Genomic DNA, 22619 nt, shown 5'->3' with positions numbered 1-22619 from the left:
CTGCGCGCCTTCTCAGTGTTAACCCTTGCGTAGCGGTACGCAGGCGCATGGCGCCCGGCTACGGACGACAGGCGGCGCCCGGCGCCGCAGACTCGGGCAGCACGGACACAAGGCAGACCGAGCAAGGCAGACCGAGACAAGGACCGCATCCATGACCACGACAATCACCACCGCCACGGCCCACGCGGCCGCCGACCCCACCCCCTACACCTTCGAGGAGAAGAAGAAGCGCATCTTCGCCATCTTCGCCGCCTCCTCGGGCAACCTGGTGGAGTGGTTCGACTTCTACGTCTACGCCTTCTGCGCGATCTACTTCGCGCCGGCCTTCTTCCCGAAGTCCGACCCGACGGTCCAGCTGCTGAACACGGCCGGCGTGTTCGCGGCGGGCTTCCTGATGCGGCCGGTGGGCGGCTGGCTCTTCGGCCGGCTGGCCGACCGCAAGGGGCGCAAGACGTCGATGGTGGTGTCCGTGACGATGATGTGCGCCGGCTCGCTGGTCATCGCCTGCCTGCCCACCTACGCGCAGATCGGCGCCGCCGCGCCCGCGCTGCTGCTGGCCGCGCGGCTGCTGCAGGGCCTGTCGGTGGGCGGCGAATACGGCACCACCGCCACCTACATGAGCGAGGTCGCCATGCGCGGCCAGCGCGGCTTCTTTTCGTCGTTCCAGTACGTCACGCTGATCGGCGGGCAACTGCTGGCGGTGCTGGTCGTGGTGCTGCTGCAGCAGACGCTGGACGAGGCCCAGCTCAAGAGCTGGGGCTGGCGCATTCCGTTCGTGCTGGGTGCCGTGGCCGCCGTGGTGGCCCTGGCGCTGCGCCGCACGCTGACCGAGACGGCCACGAAACAGCACAGCACGGCCCAAGGCGCGGGCACCATGCGCGAGCTGTTCACCCACCACAAGCGCGCCTTCTTCGTCGTGCTGGGCTACACGGCCGGCGGCTCGCTGATCTTCTACACCTTCACCACCTACATGCAGAAGTACTTGGTCAACTCGGCCGGCATGTCGATCAAGACGGCCAGCAACGTGATGACCGCCTGCCTCTTCATCTACATGTGCATGCAGCCCGTGTTCGGCGCGCTTTCGGACCGCATCGGCCGCCGCAACAACATGCTGCTGTTCGGCGCCCTGGGCGCGCTGATGACCGTGCCGGTGCTCAGCAGCCTGCAGCACGTGGGCAGCCCGCTCGTGGCCGGCGCGCTCATCACGCTGGCGTTGGCGGTGGTGAGCTTCTACACCTCGATCAGCGGCGTGGTGAAGGCCGAGATGTTCCCGCCCGAGGTGCGCGCGCTGGGCGTGGGTCTGTCGTACGCGGTGGGCAACGCCATCTTCGGGGGCAGCGCCGAATACGTGGCGCTGGGGCTGAAGTCGATGGGCCACGAGTCGTACTTCTACTGGTACGTCACCGGCATGATGGTGATCGCCTTCCTGGTGAGCCTGCTGCTGCCCAGGCAGGCGTCCTACCTGCATCACGACAAGTAAGGGGCAGCCCCGGCCCCCACTGGCAGCGGGTCGATCAGTCGCCCCGCACCGCGGCCACCAGCGCCTCCAGCGCGCGCACGTCGGGCACCAGCACGGCGTGCGCGCCTTCCTTTTTCAGCACGCCGCGCCGCGTCAGCGCACCCAGCTCACGGGTGACCTGCTCGCGGTTGGTGCTGATCTTGCCGGCCAGCGCGGCGTGTGGTGGCATCGGGTCGATGCGGGCGCTATGGTCGGGCGCGACGCCCGCCGCCCGGGCCAGCTGGAGCAGCTCGGTGTGCAGGCGCGTGTGCACGCCCAGCGTGCTGAGGTCGATCACCCGCTCGGTCAGTCGCCGCACCAGGCGGGTCAGGTTGCGCATCATGCGCATCGCCAGCATCGGCTCGCGCTGCAGCAGCGCCAGGAAGGCCTGCGGCGCCATGCAGGCCACCAGCGACGATTCCAGCGTCACTACGTCGGCCGAGCGCGGCTGGCCGTCCAGCGCCGACAGGTCGCCGAAATGCTCGCCGGCCTCGCAGTCGCGGAAGGCGACCTCGCGGCCGTTGGCCGAGTAGGTGGTGATGCGGGCGCGCCCCGAGACGAGGAAGTACACCTCGCCGCCGTCCGACGCGCGGGTGAAGAGCGGGCGCCGCGCCTCCACCGCGCGCCAGTCGCAGTCGGCGGCGATCTGGTCCAGGCAGGCGTCGCCCAGGCCCTCGAAGAGCTCGATGCGGCGCAAGGCCAGGCTGGAACGGACGGGGGTGGCAGGGGTCATGGCGGCGCAGCAGGGGAGGGGGCATGGCCGGGCGGCCGGGGGCGGATTATGGCAACGCGAGGCCAGCCCCCGCCGGCGAGGGACTTGCCGAGCGTTGCCCTTATGCTCTCGCTCCCTCCGCGCGCACCGCTCCGCCCTGCCCTGCCCTGCTCCCCGCATGCCCACACCCGCACCTTCGTCCCGTCGCCTCGCCTGGCCGTCCCTGCGCAACCTGCGCTGGGCCAGCGGACTGGTGCTGTGGACCTACGTGGCCCTGCACCTGGCCAACCACGCGGTGGGGCTGGTGTCGCTGGCGGCGGCCGAGGCGGTGCGCGGGGCCGTGCACGCCGGTTGGGCCACGCTGCCGGGCACGCTGGTGCTCTACGGCGCGCTCGCCACGCACTTGGCCATGGCCTGCGTGGCCGTCTGGCAGCGCCGCAGCCTGCGCATGCCGGCCATCGAGGCGCTGCGGCTGGCGCTGGGCCTGGCCCTGCCGCTGCTGCTGGCGGGCCACGCGGTGGGCACCCGCTTCACCCATGACTGGCTGGGGGTGGAGCCAACCTACGCCCGCGTCGTCCGCGCCATCTGGACGCCCGAGGGCCTGACGCTGCAATGGCTGCTGCTGACGGCCAGCTGGACGCACGGCTGCCTGGGCCTGCACCTGGCCCTGCGCGCGCGGCCCGCCTGGCGCCGCTGGCAGCCGCTGCTGCTGACCGGCGCCGTGCTGCTGCCGGTGCTGGCGGCCCTGGGCGTGCTGGCGCTGGCGCGCGAGCTGCAGTGGCTCGCGCTGCCGCCCTCGCCCCGGCCCACGCCCGGGGGCGCCGCCGCCGCCGGCGCGCTGACCGACCATCTGCGCATGGGCTGGCTGCTGGCGCTGGCCGCCCTGCTGGGGCTGCGCTGGGCGTGGGACGCCACGCGGCAGTGGCGCCGCGGCGGCCCCATCACCCTGCGCTACCCCGACCGCGCCGTGCAGGTGCCGCGCGGCTTCAGCGTGCTGGAGGCCAGCCGCGCCCACGGCATCGCCCACCTGTCGCGCTGCGGCGGGCGCGCCCGCTGCTCCACCTGCCGGGTGCGCGTGCACGCCGCGCCGGGCGACCTGCCCCCGCCCGGGCGTGATGAGCGCCAGACGCTGGCCCGCGTGCAGGCCCCGCCCGACGTGCGGCTGGCCTGCCAGCTGCGCCCGCGGGGCGACGCCACCGTCACCCCGCTGCTGCCGGCCGACGCGGCCACCCCGCACGCCCCGGCCCTGGCCGTGCACGAAGAGCGCGAGGTGGCGATCCTGTTCGTGGACCTGCGCCGCTGGTCGGGCCTGGCAGAGCGGCAGTGGCCGTTCGACCTGGCCTGGGTGCTGGACCAGTACTTCGCCCGCGTGGGCGCCGCCGTGCAGGCCAGCGGCGGCCTGGCCAACCAGTTCGTGGGCGACAGCGTGATGGCCATCTTCGGCCTGCAGACCGACCTGCCCACCGCCTGCCGCCAGGCCGTGCAGGCCGCCGCGCTGATCGAGGCGCGCATGGACGCCTGGGGCGAGAGCTTCGCCGCGCAGTTCGGCCATGCGCTGGACTTCGGCATGGGGCTGCACGCGGGCCGGGTGGCGGTGGGCCGGGTGGGCTGGGGCGAGTCCACCACCTTCAGCGCCGTGGGCGAGGTGGTGAACACCGCCAGCCGCCTGCAGGACTATTCCAAGGTGGCGGGCGCGCGGCTGGTGCTGTCGCTGCAGGCCGCGCGCGGTGCCGGCGTGGAACGGGCGCTGGGCATGCCGGTGGAGGTGGCGGTGCGCGGGCGCTCGCAGCCGCTCGAGGTGCTGCACGTGCCGCACCCGGCGCGCCAGTGGCCGCCGGGCTGAGACAGCTGGGCTCCGAGCGCGCCGCCGCGCCCGCTGCGACGCCGCTGCCCGATGGCCGAAAGCTGTGCGTTTGCGCACATACACCGGCGCCGCACGAGCCCACACTTCAGTCCATGCAGTTGGCAATCACGCCCTGCAATTCACTGAAAGAGAGCACTGCCATGAAGAACACCCAACACCTGATCGCCATCGCCGCCCTGGCCGCCGCCACCTTCGCGGGTACCGCCTCCGCCGCGGCCCCCTCGCAGGAAGTCTGGTTCGGCGCAGAACCTGTGGCCTCGGGCGCTCCGCTGTCGCGTGCCGAAGTCCAGGCCGACCTCAACCTGTGGAACCGTGCCGGCCTGAACCAGCTGAACGCCGGTGACCACAACGACGTGGCGGACCCCGCCTACGCACAGCGCCTGGCCACCTACCAGCGCCTGCGCAGCGGCCCGGAATACGTGGCCGAAGTCCAGCGCCTGGGCGGCAGCGTGAACACCGCCGGCGCCGCCGTGCGCAACGCGGTCAACTGATCGCACAGCCGTGTGCGGGCCCGCGCTGTAACTATGCATCAATACGCGTCTCCACTCGTATCGAGACGCGTGCAAATGCATACAGACAGCGCGTGACGGCGCGATGACGCCGCCGGCGCGGTGGGAAACGATACCGCTTTCACGGGCCCGCCGGCGGTGGCACTGCGCCATTGGAGAAACGGACGGCTGGCGGACACGGCCTGGCGCCGCACCGCACAGCACCGTCGGACGGGGCCCGACACCAATCTCTGCCGATTCGCACACGGCGCGCCCCGCAGGGCGGCAGACACTGAACTTCCTCGCAGCCCAAAGCGCTGCCGACACGGCACCAGGGTCACCGACCGACCCGCCAGACCGGCAACCCCTTGGATTGCAATCCTCGTACCGACGATCTCACCGATCCACACCCGAAAGGACTTCAGACCATGAACAGCAAGCACATCATCGCTGCCGCCACCCTCGCCCTCTCCGGTGCCGCCTTTGCCGGCCCGGCCATGACCGGCCCCGTGAACCAGGAAGTCTGGGCGGGCCCCACGCCCGTGCCGATGGTGTCGGACACGTCGCGCCAGGTGTCGCGCGCCGAAGTGCAGGCCGACTGGAACCTGTGGCAGAAGGCGGGCCTGGGCATGTACCAGGTGGGTGAAGGCTCGCCTGCCGCCGACCCGATGTACCAGCAGCGCTACGCCGAATACCAGCGCCTGCGCAGCGGCCCCGAGTACTTGGCCGAAGTCCGTCGCCTGGGCGGCGAGACCAGCGCCGTGGCCTCGGTGTACGAAAGCCGCACCGTCCCGATGACGAACTGATCGGCGCCGCGCCCTCTCGGGGCGTGACCTGCCGCGACCAGCCCGCGCCGATGCGCGGGCTTTTTTCATGCCGCGCTCGCGTGGCGTCCGCCCCCGTGCATCGCAGGCCACCGTTCACGGCGCTGCCGGTGCGGGAGCAGGGCCGGGCGCGGGACGGGAAGCGAACTGCACGGTGAAGCGCGCACCGGGCGGCGTGTGGCCCGGGTGCGCGTCTTCCAGCCGCACCGTGCCGCCGTGCTGGCGCGCGATCTCCAGCACGATGGGCAGGCCGAGGCCCGAGCCGTCCGCGTCGGTGCCGAGCGCCCGGTAGAAGGGCTGAAAGACCAGCTCCCGCTCGCTGGCGGGCACGCCCGGGCCGGAGTCTTCGATCTGCAGCAGCAGCACCTGTCCGAAGGTGTCGGCCAGCACGCGGGCGGTGATGACGCCCGGGTGCTTGGCGCTGGAGGGCGTGTAGTTCATGGCGTTGTCCAGCAGGTTGCGCGCCAGCTCCTTGAGCAGGGTGGCGTTGCCCTGCATCCAGACGCCCGGCGTGCCCGGCCGGGCGCCTTCATACCCCAGGTCGATGCGCAGCTCCAGCGCGCGCGGCACGCAGTCGTGCACCACCTCGATCACGAGCTGCGCCAGGTCCACCGGATGGCGGACCATGCCCGTGCCGCCCTCGGCCCGCGCCAGCGCCAGCAGCTGGTTGACGGTGTGGGTGGCGCGCATGCTGCTGCGGCCGATCTGCTGCAGCGAGCGGCGCAGCGCCTCGGTGTCCGAGCCCTCGCGCTGCGCCAGGTCGGCCTGCATGCGCAGGCCGGCCAGCGGCGTCTTCAACTGGTGCGCCGCATCGGCCAGGAAGCGCTTTTGCGTGGCGATGGAGTCGTTGAGCCGGCCGAGCAGGTCGTTCACCGAATCGACCAGCGGCGCGACTTCCATGGGCACGGCCTTGTGGTCCAGCGGCGAGAGGTCGTCGGGCTTGCGCGCGCGGATGCGCTCTTCCAGCTGCGACAGCGGCTTGATGCCGCGCGCCAGCGCCAGCCACACCAGCAGCACGGCAAGGGGCAGGATGGCGAACTGCGGCAGCATCACGCCCTTGATGATCTCGGTGGCCAGCACGCTGCGCTTTTCGCGCGTCTCGGCCACCTGCACCAGCACGGCCGGCGCGCCCGGCAGCGGCACCCGCACCCATAGGTAGGCGATGCGGATGTCCACCCCGCGCAGTTCGGCGTCGCGCAGCCGCACCTCGCCCGAGAAGGGCTTCTCGTCGTCGGACGGCTTGGGCAGCTCGCGCTCGCCCGAGAGGTGCGTGCCATCTGGCGACACGACCTGGTAGTAGACGATGTCGGACTCGTCGGCGCGCAGGATCTCGCTGGCCGGCTGCGGCAGGTTGAACTGCACCCGGCTGCCCTGCACCGTGACCAGTTGCGCCAGGGCGTGGGCGTTGTATTCCAGCGCCCGGTCGAACGGCTTGTTGGCCAGCCCCTGCGCCACCAGCCAGGTCAGCGCCAGGCTGACGGGCCAGAGCAGCAGCAGGGGCGTGAGCATCCAGTCGAGGATCTCGCCGAAGAGGGAGCGCTGCTCGCGCTGGAAGATTTTCATGCCGCCGGCCCTGCCGCCGATCTTCAAGGTGTTTTCATGCCGCAGCGCCCGTCAATCAAGCGCCAGAAGCTATTAAATTCATAGCAATCGATCCGCAACTGGTCAGGCGACCACCCGGTCGGGCGCCACCTTCTCCAGGCAGTAGCCCAGCCCGCGCACGGTGGCGATGCGGATCGGGCCGCTCTCGATCTTCTTGCGCAGGCGGTGGATGTACACCTCGATGGCGTTGTTGCTCACTTCTTCGCCCCATTCGCAGAGGCGTTCCACCAGCTGCTCCTTGCTGACCAGCCGGCCGGCGCGCTGCAGCAGCACTTCCAGCAGGCCGAGCTCGCGGGCCGACAACTCGACCATGCGCCCGTCGATGGTGGCCACGCGCCCGGCCTGGTCGTACACCAGCGGGCCATGGCGGATGACGCTGGTGGTGCTGCCCATGCCGCGCCGGGTCAGCGCCCGCACGCGCGCCTCCAGCTCCTGCAGCGAGAAGGGCTTGGCCATGTAGTCGTCGGCGCCGAAGTCCAGGCCCTTGACGCGCTCGTCCACGCTGTCGGCCGCCGTCAGGATCAGCACCGGCAGGGCGGAGCCCCGGCCGCGCAGGCGCTTGAGCACCTCCAGCCCGTGCAGGCGGGGCAGCCCCAGGTCGAGGATGAGCAGATCGAATTCGCTGTTGGCCATCAGCGCGGCGTCGGCCTCGGTGCCGCTCGCCACATGGTCCACCGCCGCGCCCGAGCCGCGCAGGGTCCGCAGCAGTCCGTCGGCCAGCACCTGGTCGTCTTCGGCGATGAGGATGCGCATGGGTCGTTGTCTCCTGGTGCGCGGCCGTGGAATTTCTTGGGGCGCCATCGCCCTGCCGCTGGATGCCGGATTCTAGGGATGGTCTGCGCAAATCGCTCTTGCCTGATCGAAGATCTGCCAGTCTTCTGCGGATAGCGTGAACAAGGCCTCCGCGTTCGCCGCGCATTCCTGCCGTTCCGCAGGCTTTGTCTTTACGGGGGCGTGCACCTACCGCATTACGAGCAACTAGCGCCTTGCCATCTATAGGTCGTTCCAGTGGAAGAAGCGTGAAGATCTGCGCCGTATTCTGCTTAGGCTTCAACGCTTAGCGCATATCGCCTTCACGCTCACCGTATTGGTCTCGCTCGATCGAGGCCGCGACATTCAATTGTGATGGCGTTTAGCACACGACCAACTACGAGTCGATGCGATTTTTCAAGACCCCAGAGGGATTCGCTTGACAATTGATCAGTCAACAGTAAGCACGCAGTAAGATTGCGGTGCGTTAATCGATCAACCAACAGTACTCGACGAAATCTGACTTGCCGCCCAGCGATCCACGAGCATAGATTATTCGTCAAAATCGATTTGCATTTCTCTATTTTACATTACCTTATTTCGGCCAACCATTTGGCACATATAACACCATCATTCGACGGGCGAACATTCAATAAATCATACCGAGAGTACAAATAATGAAATCTCCCGACCGCAAAAAATATCATACCGGGCTGCAAATCATTTTTTTAGTTTTTGCAACTTTATCCAACCCATTGGCACTAGCCCAAAGGAACATAATTCCAGCCAAGAAAGCTTATTCCTGGAACCCTCCAGAAATATTTAAAGATCTTGACGCAGCTTGCACAGACGGAGTGAAAGGCGACATTGAAGTACATAACTATAGCACCAAGGATATTATTGCATGTTCGCCTACGGCAAATATGATTCAGGAGCAGACCAGCACTGCTGTTTATGTTGGCAGCAAAGCGTCCGAACAAAATCCAAATGCATTTGCATGCCTGGTCAAATTCACTAGTACACTCACACTTTCAGGCGAGCCAGAAGCTTGTGGGAGCAGCCCCGGAACATGGACTGGTGGTAGTATTGCAGAAAGAAGAACGGTAGTAGAGGTCCGCATTTGCGAACAGTCAGATGGCTGGCAGCAATTCGATCAGAACACATGCCACAAACCATCCGAATCATATCCATATTCCAAACACACTCCAAAATGCGGAAATCCGACTTCTTTAGGCAGTGGCTGCAAACAAGAATCAATTCCAATCATCTCCCTCCCCAGCGGCTCGAAATATGTTCCAATCGAACTTCGATACGGCAACTAATTTCACCTGGCAACGGCTGGTGTACTAGGTGAACCGAGCTGGTTTTTAGACCCAATAGACAGGCGATTGAATATGCGGTATTCGTCCTCCCAATACCTGTCTCGTGTAATTTCGTACCGCGGTCACGGTCAGTCTGAAGAGTTTCACCTTCAAGCTGATGGCTCCTACACAAGTTTCGATTCCCAAGTAACTCTTCAAAAGACCGATTCGACCGTCACCCCGTGGAAGCGTCTCGACTACGATGCGGGCGAAATTGAGCTTTACGATGCACTAGGCCGGTTATTGTCACTTCGGTACTTCGGTGGCGGTGGATTCGACATGGTTTACGTCGAATCCCAGCTTCATCCTCTCAAGCTTGTCAGCAGTACGGGTCATGAGATTCACTTCGAATACTCTGACGATCGACTGATCGGGATACGACAAGCCACAATATTAGCTTTGGCATTGACCTACAAAGTGGAGTCCAACTCCAGCAAAAACATCTTTGGCACGTATCTCAGTAAATCACTTACGCTGATGGAAATTCGGTTAATTTTCAATATACGCCTGGAATGACTTTGCCGACATTACAGTCAAATGGTTCTTTGTCATATGCCGGTCTAGCCGTCTGGCAAGTTCCTGCAAACAGTCCCAGCGAGGGAGAAACGATAATGTCCACGGAGGCACTTCATTACGGAAGATCATTCTTCAACCTCACCGGTAAAGTGGATGAGCTGGGACGATCGTATGCCAATTTTAATTATGACAATCAAGGCCGGGTAGTAGCTTCAGAACGGGCAGGAAGTACATATCGCCACCATTTCAGCTACGATAATGGATCAAACTCCGTCACCTTTCCGTTAGGTTCGACAGCAACTTTTCTCTTTCAGGCTGCCAACGAAAAAAATTACTTGGCATCCATCATGCACAATGATCCGGCATTCCCCAATTGCACACATACCGTCTATTTATCGTATGACGAAAAGGGCAATGCAACCCAATTTATCGACACCGGAATGAATAATGGCGGTGATATTCACGCCAACTGCTCAAAATTCGATCCGGAAATCAATCGACCTGTTATTTTTCTGGAGGGAGGAGCCAGCTGCCCCAACGATCTTCAGGAACATTTACCTGCGGGCGCAGAACGCAAGACGTCTATTCAGTGGCTCCCCGAACTGCGAATAAAAAGCAAAATTTCCGAACCCGGCCAAATTACCACTCTAGTATACAACGGTCAGCCAGACCCCACGGCGGGCAATTCAATCGCATCTTGTGCGCCTGCCTCAGCAATCTTACCGGGCGGAAAACCTATTGCCGCCGTGTGCAAAAAAGTACTGACATCCACTACTGACAAGAATGGAGCCAAGGGATTTAACGCTACACCGGAAGCTGGACTGGCCCCGCGCATCTGGAGATATACATACAACCAGTATGGCCAAGTCTTGACCGAAGATGGCCCACGCACCGATCTGGCAGACATCACCAGCTATACCTATCATAGCGCCACCGCCTTCACCGGCTCTGATCCCTATGCCGTGGGCGTTACAATGGGAGACTTGAAGTCCGTCACCAATGCTTTGGGACAGGTCACCCAATACACCCAGTACAACAAGCATGGTCAGCTATTGGAGAGCATCGACCTCAACGGCGTGGTAAGCAGCTTCAAATACGACCTGCGCCAGCGACTGCTCAGCTCGACCGTGGGCGGAAAAACTACCAATTATTCATACGATCCAATAGGCCAGCTCACACGCGTCACATTGCCTGACAACAGCTATATTGGGTACAACTATGATCCCGCCCACCGCCTCACGGGGTTTTTCGATGGGGCGGGCAATAGCGTGAACTACACCTTGGACAACGCGGGCAACAGAACCGCGGAAATAGTCAAGGATCCCGCTGGTGTATTGAGACGGCAAATGGCTCGCAGCTACGACGCCCTAAGCCGCACATATCAAGTTACCGGTACGGACTGAGGGTGTATGAGCAATTTGAATGCCTGCATCATGGCCCGTATCAGCTATGTGTTTGTCCATGTGGCAGCCTTGTGCGCCAGTCAGGCAGCCATAGCCCAGACGCTTCCCATCCCTCCTGCCTCGCCAGTGCCGGTGATCCGTTATGAATACGACACTCGCGGAAATCCAACCCATATCATCAAGGCTCCCGATGTCGCTGGTTTTGGCTTTACCAACAGCATTACCTACGACCAGCTATCCCGTCCAAAGGACTGGACTGATCCCGACGCCGGCACCACCAGCGTAGGTTATGACGCAGCCGATAACGTCATCAGTGTCACAGACCCGCGCAGCCTGCAGACTTTCTACCCGCGCAATGGGTTCGGAGAAGTCCGGAAAACCCAAAGCCCGGACACCGGCACAGCCACTGTAGTCACCGACACTGCGGGCAACGTGACGCGGCGTACCGACAGCCGCGGCATCGTGGCGAACTACGCCTACGACGGACTGAACCGTCTGCGAAGCGCCAGCTACAGCCTGACCGGTCAGACCACCCAAAGCTTCGCCTGGACGTATGACCAAACGGGCACGGGCTTCACCAACGGCATTGGCCGCCTGACATCCAGCACGTTTGCCGGTGGCAGCACCCGCTACGCCTACGACGCATTGGGGCGGCTGACCTCCGCCTTGCAGACGCTGGACCCGGCGACGGGCGCCAACACATCCACGGTCAGCCTGACGGCCAGCTATACATACAGCCCATCGGGAAACTTGGCCAGTGTCGGTTACCCGTCCGGGCGGGTGCTCACCACCGCTTACGCGCAAGGCTTGCCCACCACGCTGAGCCTGGCTGCGGCGACTGGCGCCAGCTCCAACGTTTTGATGAGTGCCATCAAGTTTGCCCCCTTTGGCAGCGTGCAAAGCTGGAACTGGGCCACGACGGGTGGGGCTGTGGCCCACACGCGGGTGTTCGACGCCAGTGGGCGCTTGGTGCGTTACCCGTTGGGCAAGCATGTGCGGGATGTGAGCTACGACGCCGCAGGCCGGATCAGCCGCTATACCCACTATCTTCGAGCTTCCGCCTCTACCGGGACCGCGGCTCCTGCCCTGGACCAGCAATTCGGTCACGACAAGCTTGATCGGTTGGTTTCTGTGACGGGCGCCACAGGAGCCCTGACCTACACCTATGACGCGAACGGCAACCGCACCAGCGTTGCCACTGGCTCAGGTGCTCCAGCGGTCTACACCATCGCGTCCACCAGCAACCGCCTGCTGGCCACAGCCGTACCCACAGCCAACTTCAGCTACGACGCGGCAGGAAGCATGACCGCGGATGGCAACGGAATCACTCTCGGCTACGACTTGCGCCAGCGTCTCGCAACCCTGACCACCACGGCCGGCACGACTCGCTACACCTACGACGCTGGCGGCCAGCGTGTGCGCAAGGCCGGGCCGGCGACGGGCACCGTGCTGTATGTCTACGATCCGCAAGGGCAACTGCTGGGAGAGTACGACAGCGCCGGCAGAGCGATTCGGGAATATGTGTGGCTGCACAGCATGCCAGTGGCGATCTTCACCCCGCAAAGCGCCACCAGCGCGGTGACAGCGCCCCCGGTGGTGTACTACCTGCATGCAGATCATCTGGGAACACCTCGGGTGGCCATGGACACATCGGGCAATGTCCGCTGGAGCTGGCTGGCTGATCCGTTTGGGGCCAGTGCGGCCAATGAGGCACCCACGGCATCGATGGCGCCTCTGAAGGTGAGTCTGAGGTTGCCTGGGCAGGTGTTCGATCAGGAGTCGGGGCTACATTACAACTACATGCGGGACTACTTCCCGGGGACCGGGCGGTATGTGCAAAGTGACCCGATAGGACTTGAGGGTGGCATTAATACTTATGCCTATGTGGAGGGGAGTCCACTTTCATACCTGGATCCAAAAGGGTTGCAGGTGCGACAGGGGTCTCCGGTACTGCCATATTCAGGAACAATTACTGCGTCGCGTGTACAAACATTATTGAGTCAAATTAGGCAATACAACTCCAGTTACTCATATCAAGCAATTCGCCCAAGCGCGGGGCCTGAAAGTGGTTACACCCACGCAGACATTGCTTTGTTGATGGGTGTTCTTCGTGGTTATCAAAACGCGCAGGTGTGTACGAGGGATGGAGTCCCTATTGGCAGGTTTATTGCTGGCCACAACGCTAACGTGATGATTGAACCTGCGGGTGGATCAACCGTTCCATACGGTCGCTTTGGGGTTGATACTCATACATTGTTCCCGAACGGTTCAAACTTCCAGCGGATAAATCCCAACGGCCATCCAAACAATCCAACGCCTCATGGTCATGGGCATCTAATGGGGACAGGGCCAGGACGGGCCGGACAAGGTCCATCAGTTGATGTCAATGGCAATGTGGTTCCAGCAAATAGCGGCGCGGCACACTGGCCGATTAATTAGGTGCGTGCAATGACTCCAGATCAATTCATTAAAACGATTTATCTTGGTGATCGCTTGTGTCTTTCTATTGCGATGGAAGGCACGAAGAAGAGATTGCTATTGAAAGTCGATTGCATATCCAGAGTGCGTGGAAATTCATGGAATTATTACGCTGCTGAAGACGTGCAAGAAGGATTCTTAGTTTTTGAAGGCGTATCTAGCTGTAGGTTGGAGGTTAATGGGCAATTACCAAATGATTGGATTGAGCCAGTTTCTGTCACGCAATTGAATGATAAAGCGGATGCGTGGGAGTTTGTCTTTGGTCTTGGTGTAGTTGATTCACAGGGGAGGTCCAGTGAAAATCTTCTGACGGTAATTGCGGAGAGACTTGTAATTGAAACTAAAGATGGCGTTCGATTATGTTATTGAAAACCAAGGCCTGTCCCCCGGGTATTCGACGATAGCCGGCCTGGTAGGCCGCGCGCGGCAATACCCGAAAAACTACCGCCAACTACATCTATGACGCGAACGGCAAGCGCACCAGCGTTGCCACTGGCTCAGGTGCTCCAGCGGCCTACACCATCGCGTCCACCAGCAACCGCCTGCTGGCCACAGCCGTACCCACAGCCAACTTCAGCTACGACGCGGCAGGAAGCATGACCGCGGATGGCAACGGAATCACTCTCGGCTACGACTTGCGCCAGCGTCTCGCAACCCTGACCACCACGGCCGGCACGACTCGCTACACCTACGACGCTGGCGGCCAGCGTGTGCGCAAGGCGGGGCCGGCGACGGGCACCGTGCTGTATGTCTACGATCCGCAAGGGCAACTGCTGGGAGAGTACGACAGCGCCGGCAGAGCGATTCGGGAATATGTGTGGCTGCACAGCATGCCAGTGGCGATCTTCACCCCGCAAAGCGCCACCAGCGCGGTGACAGCGCCCCCGGTGGTGTACTACCTGCATGCAGATCATCTGGGAACACCTCGGGTGGCCATGGACACATCGGGCAATGTCCGCTGGAGCTGGCTGGCTGATCCGTTTGGGGCCAGTGCGGCCAATGAGGCGCCCACGGCATCGATGGCGCCTCTGAAGGTGAGTCTGAGGTTGCCTGGGCAGGTGTTCGATCAGGAGTCGGGGCTACATTACAACTACATGCGGGACTACTTCCCGGGGACCGGGCGGTATGTGCAGTCCGACCCCATCGGGTTGCGAGGCGGCGTCAACACCTTTGCCTACGTTGGCGGACACCCACTTAGCTATTCGGACCCTAGTGGCTTGTGTCCTTTGTTTCTGGCCGTGCCGCTAGTTGGAGGGGGCATCACTGCGGCGGACGTTGCAGCGGGCTTAGCCGGGGCAAGCGCAATGATTGGACTTGACAGAATGCTGAGCTCTGGCCTCCCCCGTGGATTTATTCCCGGCGACAAAGGTGCAGAGCAATGGGGAAGGAACAATGGAGTGGACCCAAACGACGCCCGCGGGCGCTTTCATGGAATCAAGCAGAGCAATAAGGGTCGGGGTCGTGACAGATATGGCGTCAATCCTCAAACGGGAGAGGTTTGCGACCCTAATGGGGATATTGTTGGAGATTTGGACGATGCACCAAGGAAGTGACTCATGGATTTTGATGACGACTACCCCTCCTGTAAAGAAACCTACGTAACATTTAGGGCTTTTTCCAAGACATTAATTGCAGATGAAATATCAAATGTTATAAAATTAAAGCCAACCGAATGTTTTTCAAGAGGTGATTTATTTGGCAAAAGCAATCACGTGCGCACGCAAACCGGATGGTTGCTTAGCTCACGAAACATGGTTACCTCTCTTGATTCAAGGCGTCACATTGCATGGATTATAGAAAGGCTAAAAGAGCAGGCTGTTGCGCTTGATTTTCTAAGAGGACAAGGCGTCGAAATGGATATTTGCTGCTACTATTTGTCGGAGGGTCAAGGAGGACCGACGATGAGTTTTGAGCACATGAAAGAATTGGGTGCTCTCTGCTTAGATATTTGGTGGGATATATATCAATACATTCCTGGCGATTTGACGAGCAGCTGTTCGATAGAAATATAAGGCACCATTGTCATTTACCCTCCCTATTTAATTTGGGAGACAGTGAAAGATAAGTCCTTCGAGAAATTCCTAGCCATAGGAAGTCTGCCTGCTTCTTCGCTCCGTAAATTTTCGCCAAGGCTTAGGAAAACGTTCTTCGATTACGACGGATGCGTGCCCGGGCGGAACTATGTGCAAAGTGACCCACTGAAGGCTTCAGGGTGGCTTCAACACGTACGCCTACACGCGGTGACAGCGCCCCCGGTGGTGTACTACCTGCATGCAGATCATCTGGGAACACCTCGGGTGGCCATGGACACATCGGGCAATGTCCGCTGGAGCTGGCTGGCTGATCCGTTTGGGGCCAGTGCGGCCAATGAGGCGCCCACGGCATCGATGGCGCCTCTGAAGGTGAGTCTGAGGTTGCCTGGGCAAGTGTTCGATCAGGAGTCGGGGCTACATTACAACTACATGCGGGACTACTTCCCGGGGACCGGGCGGTATGTGCAAAGTGACCCGATAGGACTTCAGGGTGGCATCAACACGTATGCCTATGTAGGCGGGAATCCGCTGAGTTACGTCGATCGTGACGGCCGTCAAGCGCAAGCCATCTTTAATCCAGGCACCTTAATTCCCATAGCGATCGGCTGTTATTTATCTCAGGGTTGCCGCGACTTTATTCGTAGAACTGTAGACGCTTGTTTTAATGAAAGTGCGGATGACGGCGACAAAGATCCTAGCACCCCCACAGGACGCAGAGGAAATCCATTAGATGTTACGCCAGGCGCGAATAGCCCGACAAATATCGGGGGGCGCGATTATTCTGGTCACTCACTTGATCGCATGCAGGGGCGCGGTATACTACCGTCTGCCGTTGAGGATGCAATAAATAACGGCACCAAGTCGCCGGGAAATACTCCTGGCACTACAGTCAATAATGGGTCAAACGGGGTTGTTGTGATCACTGGCACCGGTGGACGAGTAGTTACCGTCATTCCACGTTAGAAAGTTCGATTGTGGAAGAATTTCTTCAAAGACAGTTGGATCTGTTGAATTCATTTATTTGCGAATATAAGGATGGCATTTTGCCGCTAAACTTATTCATTCAAAGAATGGAGGGAATTGTTGCGGCGGTAGACTCGGCGGAATTTAGAGATAGTACCTTTCCTATTTTGTTGTCGATGGAGCAAATAAATGCCGACGCCATAGACAACAGCAGAAAATTAACCGATTCCGAAAAAGATATAATTAATAAATCAATGGTTGAGTTAGAACAGTTAGGAGACGCCGCGAGCAGAAACCGGGCCTTCTTCAAAAGCCAAGCCACGCGGCAGTAAGTTCCTCATCACTCTTCTTCAAACCAAAAAGCCACCCCCAACCCCCATCAGCCGCTGAAGCTGGGGGTTTCGGGTGGCTTCTGTTCTTCTGACTAGCGGCGCTGTTGGCTCTACCTTGCCTGCTGGGCCAGCAGGGCACCGATCACCTCGATGACGGCGCGCTGTCGGGGCTTGGACAGCGTGGCGATGCGCTCGACCTGCTGCTCCAGCCTGGAAGCCGGCCCGCGCTTGGAGCGTGAAGCCTGCCGGGCCTGCCCGAACAGTTCCTCCAGCGACACGGCAAGCGTCCTGGCCACCTGGGGCAGGGCCAACACCGGGATACGCCTGCGCCCCGTGTACGTCGACGACGACATCGGCTCCACCGTGCTGGACCAGTACAGCAACCAGCGCAGCACCGGCAGCGCCGCCCCGACGGGAGAGATGGACAGCACCAAGATCATCTACCTGCCCACCGCCAGCGGGCCCACGCTAGTCGCGACGTAAATCAACGGACGCCAAGGTCCAGGACGACATAGTCAACGGCGCGCAATAGCCACGTCCCCAGTCAGGCACTCGCCAGAGCGAAAAAAGCCACGTCAACTTCTACAGCCCGCAAATGCTCATTGCGGAGCAACCCGACTCACGGCCGCCGTGCCCTGCGCGGACGCCAGCCGGAACACCGACACGGCCTGCACCAGCTGGTCGGCCTGCATCTTCAGGCTCGACGCGGCCGCCGCGCTTTCCTCCACCAGGGCGGCGTTCTGCTGCGTGGCCTGGTCCATTTGCGCCACGGCCTCGCCGACCTGGCTGATGCCTTCGCTCTGCTCGCGGGTGGCGATGCTGATCTCCGCCACGATGGTGGCCACCCGCTGGATGGATTGCTCCAGCTCGCGCATGGTGTCGCCCGCGCGGTGGGCCTGGGCCGAGCCCTGGCCGACGCGCTCGACGCTGGTGCCGATCAGGCCCTTGATCTCCTTGGCGGCCTCGGCGCTGCGCTGGGCGAGCGTGCGCACTTCGGAGGCGACCACGGCGAAGCCGCGTCCCTGCTCGCCGGCGCGTGCCGCCTCCACCGCCGCGTTCAACGCCAGGATGTTGGTCTGGAAGGCGATGCCGTCCACCACGCCGATGATCTCGGCGATGCGCTGGGAGGCTTCGTCGATGCTCTTCATGGTGCCCACCATGCCGGTCACGGCCTCGCCGCTGCGCTGCGCCACGGCCGAGGCCTCGGTCGCCAGCTGGGCGGCGCGCTGCACGCCGTCGGCGTTCTGCCGCACGGTGGAGCTGAGCTCCTCCATCGATGCGGCGGTCTCCTCCAGCGAAGAGGCCTGCTGCTCGGTGCGGGCCGACAGGTCGTGGTTGCCCTGCTGGATCTGCGCGCTGGCCGTGGCCACGCCGCCGGCCGCGCCGTGCACCGAGCCCACCACGTCCGCCAGGCTGGCGCGCATGTCGCTCAGCGCCTGCATCAGCTGCGCCGCCTCGTCCTTGCCGCGCACGGCGATGTCCATCGTCAGGTCGCCCGCCGCGACGCCGCGCGCCACCTCCACCGCCGATGCGAGCGGCCGGGTGATCTGGCGGGTGATCCACCAGGCGAGCAGCACGGCCACGCCCACCGCCACGAGCAGCATGACCAGCAGCACCACCTGGGCGCGCACGAACACGCGCTCGGCGTCCTTGTGCGCCATGTCGCCGCCGCGCCGGTTGATGTCGGCCAGCTGGCCCAGCACCTGCACCATGGCCTCGAAGCGTTTGTCGGATTCGCCCAGGAACAGCTCCACCTTGCCATCGCGCGCGTCGAAAGGCAGGTCCATCAGGCGGCGCTGCACGTTCAGGTATTCGGTGCGGTCGGTCTGGTAGACCGTATAGGCCCGGCGCTCGTCGCCGTCGGTGATGAGCGGCTCGTACACCTTCTCGGCGTCGGTCAGCTGGCTGCGGCGCTTCTCCAGTTCGGCCTTGATCCGGTCGTGGCCGGCGGCGCTCGCCTGCAGCAGCGCCTCGCTTTCCGCCCGCCGCAACCGGTTGGCGGCCACGCGGACGTTGCCGACGGCCTGGATGCTGGGCAGCCAGTTGTCGCCCAGTTCCTCGGCGCTGGCGTTGATGTGGACCATCTGGTTCCAGGCCACCGCGCCCAGCACGAGGGTGATGAGCGTGGTGACGGCGAAGGCAAGCGCCAGCTTGGCGCCCATGCGAAGGTTGTGGAGATTCATGCGAGCACCGACGATTGACAAAGATTTGCTACACATCCTTACACAGATTTCACGCATCGCGGTGGCGGAGGGTGCCGCCGTAGCGGGCTGCCGACAGATGGCGCCATGTTTTCGTTCTTCACCGGGTGGGCGCTAGATCAGTCCGCCCAGTCATCACCGCCCGCGTAAGCCTCCAGCCCGATGGCGACCACCACGGCCACGTCCTGGCCGACCGCCTCGCGGAACTCGGCCTCCGCCTGCGCCACGGCGCGCTGGAAGGCCTGCAGCCACGCCAGGCCGGTGCCCGTGAAGCACACGCGACGGGCGCGGGCGTCGCCCGGGTCGGGCAGGCGCCGCACCAGGCCCCAGGCCTCGCACTGGTCCACCAAGCTGGCCATGGCCTGCTTGGTCATGCCCGCGCGGCGCGCCAGGTCGGTGAGCCGGTCGCCCTGCAGCGCGAGGTGCCGCGTGATGTGGATGTGCGCGGCGCTGACCTGATCGCGCGCCGCCAGGTTGGAGAGGGCCAGCGGCACCTCCACGTCGTGCGCCATAAGCTGCAGCACGCGGGCGTCGAAGCGGCGCATGGCGTGGCCCAGCAGGCGCCCCAGGTGGGTCTGGCGCCAGCCGTCTTCAGGCGGCGCGCGGAGCGCAAAAGTGGGATCGTTCATCTCCGGATTGTCAGCCAAACTGACCAAATTGATGTTTGAAATCCGGAGCTCGGGCCATAAACTACTGTTCAAGCATCCAGCCCGCCACCCACGGCGTCCGGGATGAAACGCATAACCCATTGTTTCTACAGGAGTTTCCCATGGACGTCGCCGTCAAGAACCCCAACCCCGCCCAACCCGTGAACAGCGAGAAGGCCAAGGCCTTGCAGGCCGCCCTGGCGCAGATCGAAAAGCAGTTCGGCAAGGGAACGATCATGCGCCTGGGCGAAGGCGAGGTGATCGAGGACATCCAGGTGGTCTCCACCGGCTCGCTGGGCCTGGACGTGGCCCTGGGCGTGGGCGGCCTGCCCCGCGGCCGCGTGGTCGAGATCTACGGCCCGGAAAGCTCGGGCAAGACCACGCTGACGCTGCAGGTCGTGGCGCAGATGCAGAAGCTGGGCGGCCAGTGCGCCTTCGTCGATGCCGAGCACGCGCTGGACGTGCAGTACGCGCAGAAGCTGGGCGTGCAGCTGTCCGACCTGCTAATCAGCCAGCCGGACACCGGCGAGCAGGCGCTCGAGATCGTCGACAGCCTGGTGCGCTCGGGCGCCGTCGATCTGATCGTCATCGACTCGGTCGCCGCGCTGACGCCCAAGGCCGAAATCGAAGGCGAGATGGGCGACGCCCTGCCAGGCTTGCAGGCCCGCCTGATGAGCCAGGCGCTGCGCAAGCTCACCGCCACGATCAAGAAGACCAATTGCATGGTCATCTTCATCAACCAGATCCGCATGAAGATCGGCGTGATGTTCGGCAGCCCCGAAACCACCACCGGCGGCAATGCGCTGAAGTTCTACGCTTCCGTGCGCCTGGACATCCGCCGCACCGGCACCATCAAGAAGGGCGACGAGGCCATCGGCAACGAGACCAAGGTCAAGGTGGTGAAGAACAAGGTCAGCCCGCCCTTCAAGACGGCCGAGTTCGACATCCTCTTCGGCGAGGGCATCAGCCGCGAGGGCGAGATCATCGACATGGGCGTGGAGGCGCGTATCGTCGAGAAGAGCGGCGCCTGGTACGCCTACAACGGCGAGAAGATCGGCCAGGGCCGTGACAACGCGCGGGAATTCCTGCGCGAGAACCCCGACCTCGCCATCGAGATCGAGAACAAGGTGCGCGAAGGCCTGGGCATCGCCCTGCTGCCGGGCGGCACGCCGGCCGCCGAAGGCAAGCCCGAGAAGGCGCCCAAGGCCGAGAAGGCCGACAAGTAACCCGGCCGGAGGGGCCGGCACCGGCCCCAAAATGGCATGAAAACAGGCTGCAGCGCTTGATTGGCAAGCGCATGCAGCTATTTTTTTAATAGCAAATGGGTTTCAACACGCTATCGATCAAGGGCCGGGCGCTGCGCCTGCTGGCGCAGCGCGAGCATTCCCGCGCCGAGCTGCAGACCAAGCTGGCCCGCCACGTGCAGGAGGGCGAGGACCTGGCCGCCGTGCTCGACGAGCTGGAAGCCCGGGATTTCATCAACCCCGCCCGCGTCGCCGATTCGGTGGTGCACCGGCGCGCGCCCCGGCTGGGCGCCCAGCGGGTGCTGCAGGAACTGCGCAGCAAGGGCCTGGACGAAGCGCTGGTGCGCGCCGCCGCCGAGCGCTTGAAGGACACCGAGCTCGAACGCGCCCGGGGCGTCTGGCGCCGCCGCTTCGACGGCCCGCCGCAAAGCCTGCAGGAGCGGGCGCGGCAGACGCGCTTTCTGCTGGCGCGGGGCTTTGGCGGCGACACGGTGCGCAAGGTATTGAACGGCGCGCCGGGCGACGACGATGAAAAGGGCGAAGAGGGTGGCGGGCTGGATTGAGTCGCCGTGCGCTGCCGCATGCCATGCCGCCACGGCATAGCAGCCAGCGCCGGCCCCCGCTAGCCAGGCCGGCAGCGGGCCGGCATAGTGCAGGGCCCCGGGCGCTCTGCCGGTACGGCACCCATGCTCCGGTGTTCCCATCCACAAGGTTTGCTGCCATGAACATTCAGAGACGCCCGGTGTGCGGCGCGCTGCTCGCGCTGGGCTTTTCCGCCCTGGGGGCAGCGGCGCAGCCCCTGTCCTCGCGGCCCATCCGCATCGTGGTGCCCTTTGGGCCGGGCGGCGTGGCCGACCTGACGGTGCGCAGCGTGGCGCAGGCCATGGCCGCCTCGATGGGCCAGAGCATCGTGGTGGACAACAAACCCGGCGCGGGCGGCGTGGTGGCCGCCACCGCGGTGGCCACGGCGGCGCCCGACGGCCACACCCTGCTGCTGATGTCCAACGGCACGGCGGTGAGCGCGGGCCTCTTTGCCACCCTGCCCTACGACACGCTCAAGGACTTCGCGCCCATCTCCACGCTGGGCACGTTCGACCTGGCGGTGCTGGCGGCGGCGAACGGCCGGCTCGCTTCACTGCAGGCGCTGATCCAGCAGGCGCGGGCGCGCCCGGGCCTGCTCAACATCGGCACCATCAACGTCGGCAGCACGCAGCACCTGGCGGCCGAGCTGCTCAAGAGCACGCTGGGCATCGACGTGCAGGTGGTGCCCTTCAACGGCACGCCCGCCGTGGTGACCGCGCTGCGGGGTGGGCAGATCGATGCGGCGGTGGAGATCCTCGCGCCGGTCATGCCGCAGGTGACGGGTCAGGCGCTGCGCGTGCTGGCGGTGCTGGGCGGGCAGCGGGCCCGGGCGCTGCCGGACGTGCCCACGGTGGCGCAGAGCGACGCCGCCGCGGCGGGGCTGGACGTGTCGTCCTGGAACGCTCTGGCGGCGCCCGCCCGTACCCCGCCGGAAGTCGTCGCGCGGCTGAACCGCGAAGTGCAGGCCGCGCTGGCCCGGCCGGCGCTGCGCCGGCAGCTGCAGGAGCTGGGCGTGGAGCCCCGGGGCGGCACTCCGGCCGAGCTGGGCGCCCTGCTGGCCGGCGAGATCCGCCGCTGGAGCGGCGTGATCGATCGGGTCGGCATTCCGAAGCAGTAGCCGC

22 protein-coding genes and 1 pseudogene are annotated in these 22619 nt (G+C 63.6%); 17 read left to right on the top strand and 6 right to left on the bottom strand.

The features are described from left to right. The first annotated feature begins 151 nt into the window (after window positions 1-151). A complete protein-coding gene (locus ABWV53_RS16505) occupies window positions 152-1480 on the top strand; it encodes an MFS family transporter (RefSeq protein ID WP_353367241.1) in 1329 nt (442 codons plus the stop codon). Window positions 1481-1514: 34 nt separating this feature from the next. Here ABWV53_RS16505 and ABWV53_RS16500 read toward each other — a convergent pair whose 3' ends face one another. After that, window positions 1515-2231 (bottom strand): Crp/Fnr family transcriptional regulator, encoded by a 717-nt coding sequence (locus ABWV53_RS16500; protein WP_353367240.1) that lies wholly within the window; start codon window positions 2229-2231, stop codon window positions 1515-1517. A gap of 157 nt (window positions 2232-2388) precedes the next feature. Here ABWV53_RS16500 and ABWV53_RS16495 point away from each other — a divergent pair, with 157 nt between their 5' ends. From ABWV53_RS16495 to ABWV53_RS16485, 3 genes are all read left to right on the top strand, one after another. Continuing rightward, on the top strand, window positions 2389-4053 hold the full coding sequence (locus ABWV53_RS16495) for an adenylate/guanylate cyclase domain-containing protein (RefSeq protein ID WP_353367239.1): 1665 nt from the start codon (window positions 2389-2391) through the stop codon (window positions 4051-4053). A 161-nt stretch (window positions 4054-4214) separates the two neighbouring features. Further along, window positions 4215-4565, top strand: coding sequence for a DUF4148 domain-containing protein (locus ABWV53_RS16490; protein WP_353367238.1), 351 nt, complete (start codon window positions 4215-4217; stop codon window positions 4563-4565). 425 nt (window positions 4566-4990) lie between these two features. After that, window positions 4991-5368 (top strand): DUF4148 domain-containing protein, encoded by a 378-nt coding sequence (locus tag ABWV53_RS16485; RefSeq protein ID WP_353367237.1) that lies wholly within the window; start codon window positions 4991-4993, stop codon window positions 5366-5368. Between the two features lie 114 nt (window positions 5369-5482). On the opposite strand, the gene ABWV53_RS16480 is transcribed toward ABWV53_RS16485, so the two are convergent. Together ABWV53_RS16480 and ABWV53_RS16475 are read right to left on the bottom strand one after the other, a co-directional pair. Next, the gene (locus tag ABWV53_RS16480; protein WP_353367236.1) at window positions 5483-6949 is read right to left on the bottom strand and encodes a sensor histidine kinase; all 1467 of its coding nucleotides are present in this window, start codon (window positions 6947-6949) and stop codon (window positions 5483-5485) included. Window positions 6950-7051: 102 nt separating this feature from the next. Continuing rightward, entirely contained in the window at window positions 7052-7741 is a 690-nt protein-coding gene (locus tag ABWV53_RS16475; RefSeq protein WP_353367235.1) for a response regulator, read from the bottom strand. Window positions 7742-8415: 674 nt separating this feature from the next. Between ABWV53_RS16475 and ABWV53_RS16470 the strand changes: the two genes are divergently transcribed. From ABWV53_RS16470 to ABWV53_RS16430, 9 genes and pseudogenes are all read left to right on the top strand, one after another. Next, on the top strand, window positions 8416-9060 hold the full coding sequence (locus tag ABWV53_RS16470; RefSeq protein ID WP_353367234.1) for a hypothetical protein: 645 nt from the start codon (window positions 8416-8418) through the stop codon (window positions 9058-9060). A gap of 72 nt (window positions 9061-9132) precedes the next feature. Then, window positions 9133-9615 (top strand): hypothetical protein, encoded by a 483-nt coding sequence (locus tag ABWV53_RS16465; protein WP_353367233.1) that lies wholly within the window; start codon window positions 9133-9135, stop codon window positions 9613-9615. A 95-nt stretch (window positions 9616-9710) separates the two neighbouring features. Continuing rightward, window positions 9711-11018, top strand: a complete 1308-nt coding sequence (locus tag ABWV53_RS16460) for a hypothetical protein (RefSeq protein WP_353367232.1) — start codon at window positions 9711-9713, stop codon at window positions 11016-11018. 6 nt (window positions 11019-11024) lie between these two features. Beyond that, on the top strand, window positions 11025-13457 hold the full coding sequence (locus ABWV53_RS16455) for an RHS repeat-associated core domain-containing protein (RefSeq protein ID WP_353367231.1): 2433 nt from the start codon (window positions 11025-11027) through the stop codon (window positions 13455-13457). 9 nt (window positions 13458-13466) lie between these two features. After that, window positions 13467-13865, top strand: a complete 399-nt coding sequence (locus ABWV53_RS16450) for a DUF6258 family protein (protein WP_353367230.1) — start codon at window positions 13467-13469, stop codon at window positions 13863-13865. A gap of 74 nt (window positions 13866-13939) precedes the next feature. Next, window positions 13940-15049 (top strand): annotated as a pseudogene (locus tag ABWV53_RS16445) (RHS repeat-associated core domain-containing protein); the annotation flags it as partial. Window positions 15050-15052: 3 nt separating this feature from the next. After that, complete coding sequence (locus tag ABWV53_RS16440) at window positions 15053-15508, top strand: DUF4279 domain-containing protein (protein ID WP_353367228.1); 456 nt, start codon at window positions 15053-15055, stop codon at window positions 15506-15508. A 42-nt stretch (window positions 15509-15550) separates the two neighbouring features. Next, on the top strand, window positions 15551-16492 hold the full coding sequence (locus tag ABWV53_RS16435; RefSeq protein ID WP_353367227.1) for an RHS repeat-associated core domain-containing protein: 942 nt from the start codon (window positions 15551-15553) through the stop codon (window positions 16490-16492). An 11-nt stretch (window positions 16493-16503) separates the two neighbouring features. After that, window positions 16504-16824, top strand: a complete 321-nt coding sequence (locus ABWV53_RS16430; RefSeq protein WP_353367226.1) for a hypothetical protein — start codon at window positions 16504-16506, stop codon at window positions 16822-16824. A gap of 110 nt (window positions 16825-16934) precedes the next feature. On the opposite strand, the gene ABWV53_RS16425 is transcribed toward ABWV53_RS16430, so the two are convergent. Next, window positions 16935-17138: a hypothetical protein gene (locus ABWV53_RS16425; protein ID WP_353367225.1), complete on the bottom strand. Its 204-nt coding sequence runs from the start codon at window positions 17136-17138 to the stop codon at window positions 16935-16937. A 19-nt stretch (window positions 17139-17157) separates the two neighbouring features. On the opposite strand from ABWV53_RS16425, the gene ABWV53_RS16420 reads away from it, so the two are divergent. Continuing rightward, the gene (locus ABWV53_RS16420; protein ID WP_353367224.1) at window positions 17158-17307 is read left to right on the top strand and encodes a hypothetical protein; all 150 of its coding nucleotides are present in this window, start codon (window positions 17158-17160) and stop codon (window positions 17305-17307) included. A gap of 116 nt (window positions 17308-17423) precedes the next feature. Here the strand turns inward: ABWV53_RS16420 and ABWV53_RS16415 are convergent, their stop codons facing one another. Next, on the bottom strand, window positions 17424-19007 hold the full coding sequence (locus ABWV53_RS16415; RefSeq protein ID WP_353367223.1) for a methyl-accepting chemotaxis protein: 1584 nt from the start codon (window positions 19005-19007) through the stop codon (window positions 17424-17426). A 137-nt stretch (window positions 19008-19144) separates the two neighbouring features. Further along, a complete protein-coding gene (locus ABWV53_RS16410; protein ID WP_353367222.1) occupies window positions 19145-19654 on the bottom strand; it encodes a MarR family winged helix-turn-helix transcriptional regulator in 510 nt (169 codons plus the stop codon). A gap of 140 nt (window positions 19655-19794) precedes the next feature. On the opposite strand from ABWV53_RS16410, the gene recA reads away from it, so the two are divergent. From recA to ABWV53_RS16395, 3 genes are all read left to right on the top strand, one after another. Continuing rightward, complete coding sequence (gene recA, locus ABWV53_RS16405) at window positions 19795-20898, top strand: recombinase RecA (RefSeq protein ID WP_353367221.1); 1104 nt, start codon at window positions 19795-19797, stop codon at window positions 20896-20898. A 95-nt stretch (window positions 20899-20993) separates the two neighbouring features. Then, window positions 20994-21479, top strand: coding sequence for a recombination regulator RecX (recX, locus tag ABWV53_RS16400; RefSeq protein ID WP_353367220.1), 486 nt, complete (start codon window positions 20994-20996; stop codon window positions 21477-21479). Between the two features lie 158 nt (window positions 21480-21637). Further along, window positions 21638-22615, top strand: a complete 978-nt coding sequence (locus tag ABWV53_RS16395; protein WP_353367219.1) for a Bug family tripartite tricarboxylate transporter substrate binding protein — start codon at window positions 21638-21640, stop codon at window positions 22613-22615. Window positions 22616-22619: the final 4 nt, after the last annotated feature.

The organism is Acidovorax sp. FG27 (genome assembly GCF_040365715.1).
In the GTDB taxonomy this organism is placed as follows: domain Bacteria; phylum Pseudomonadota; class Gammaproteobacteria; order Burkholderiales; family Burkholderiaceae_C; genus Paracidovorax.
This window is presented reverse-complemented; position numbering and strand designations above follow the sequence as displayed.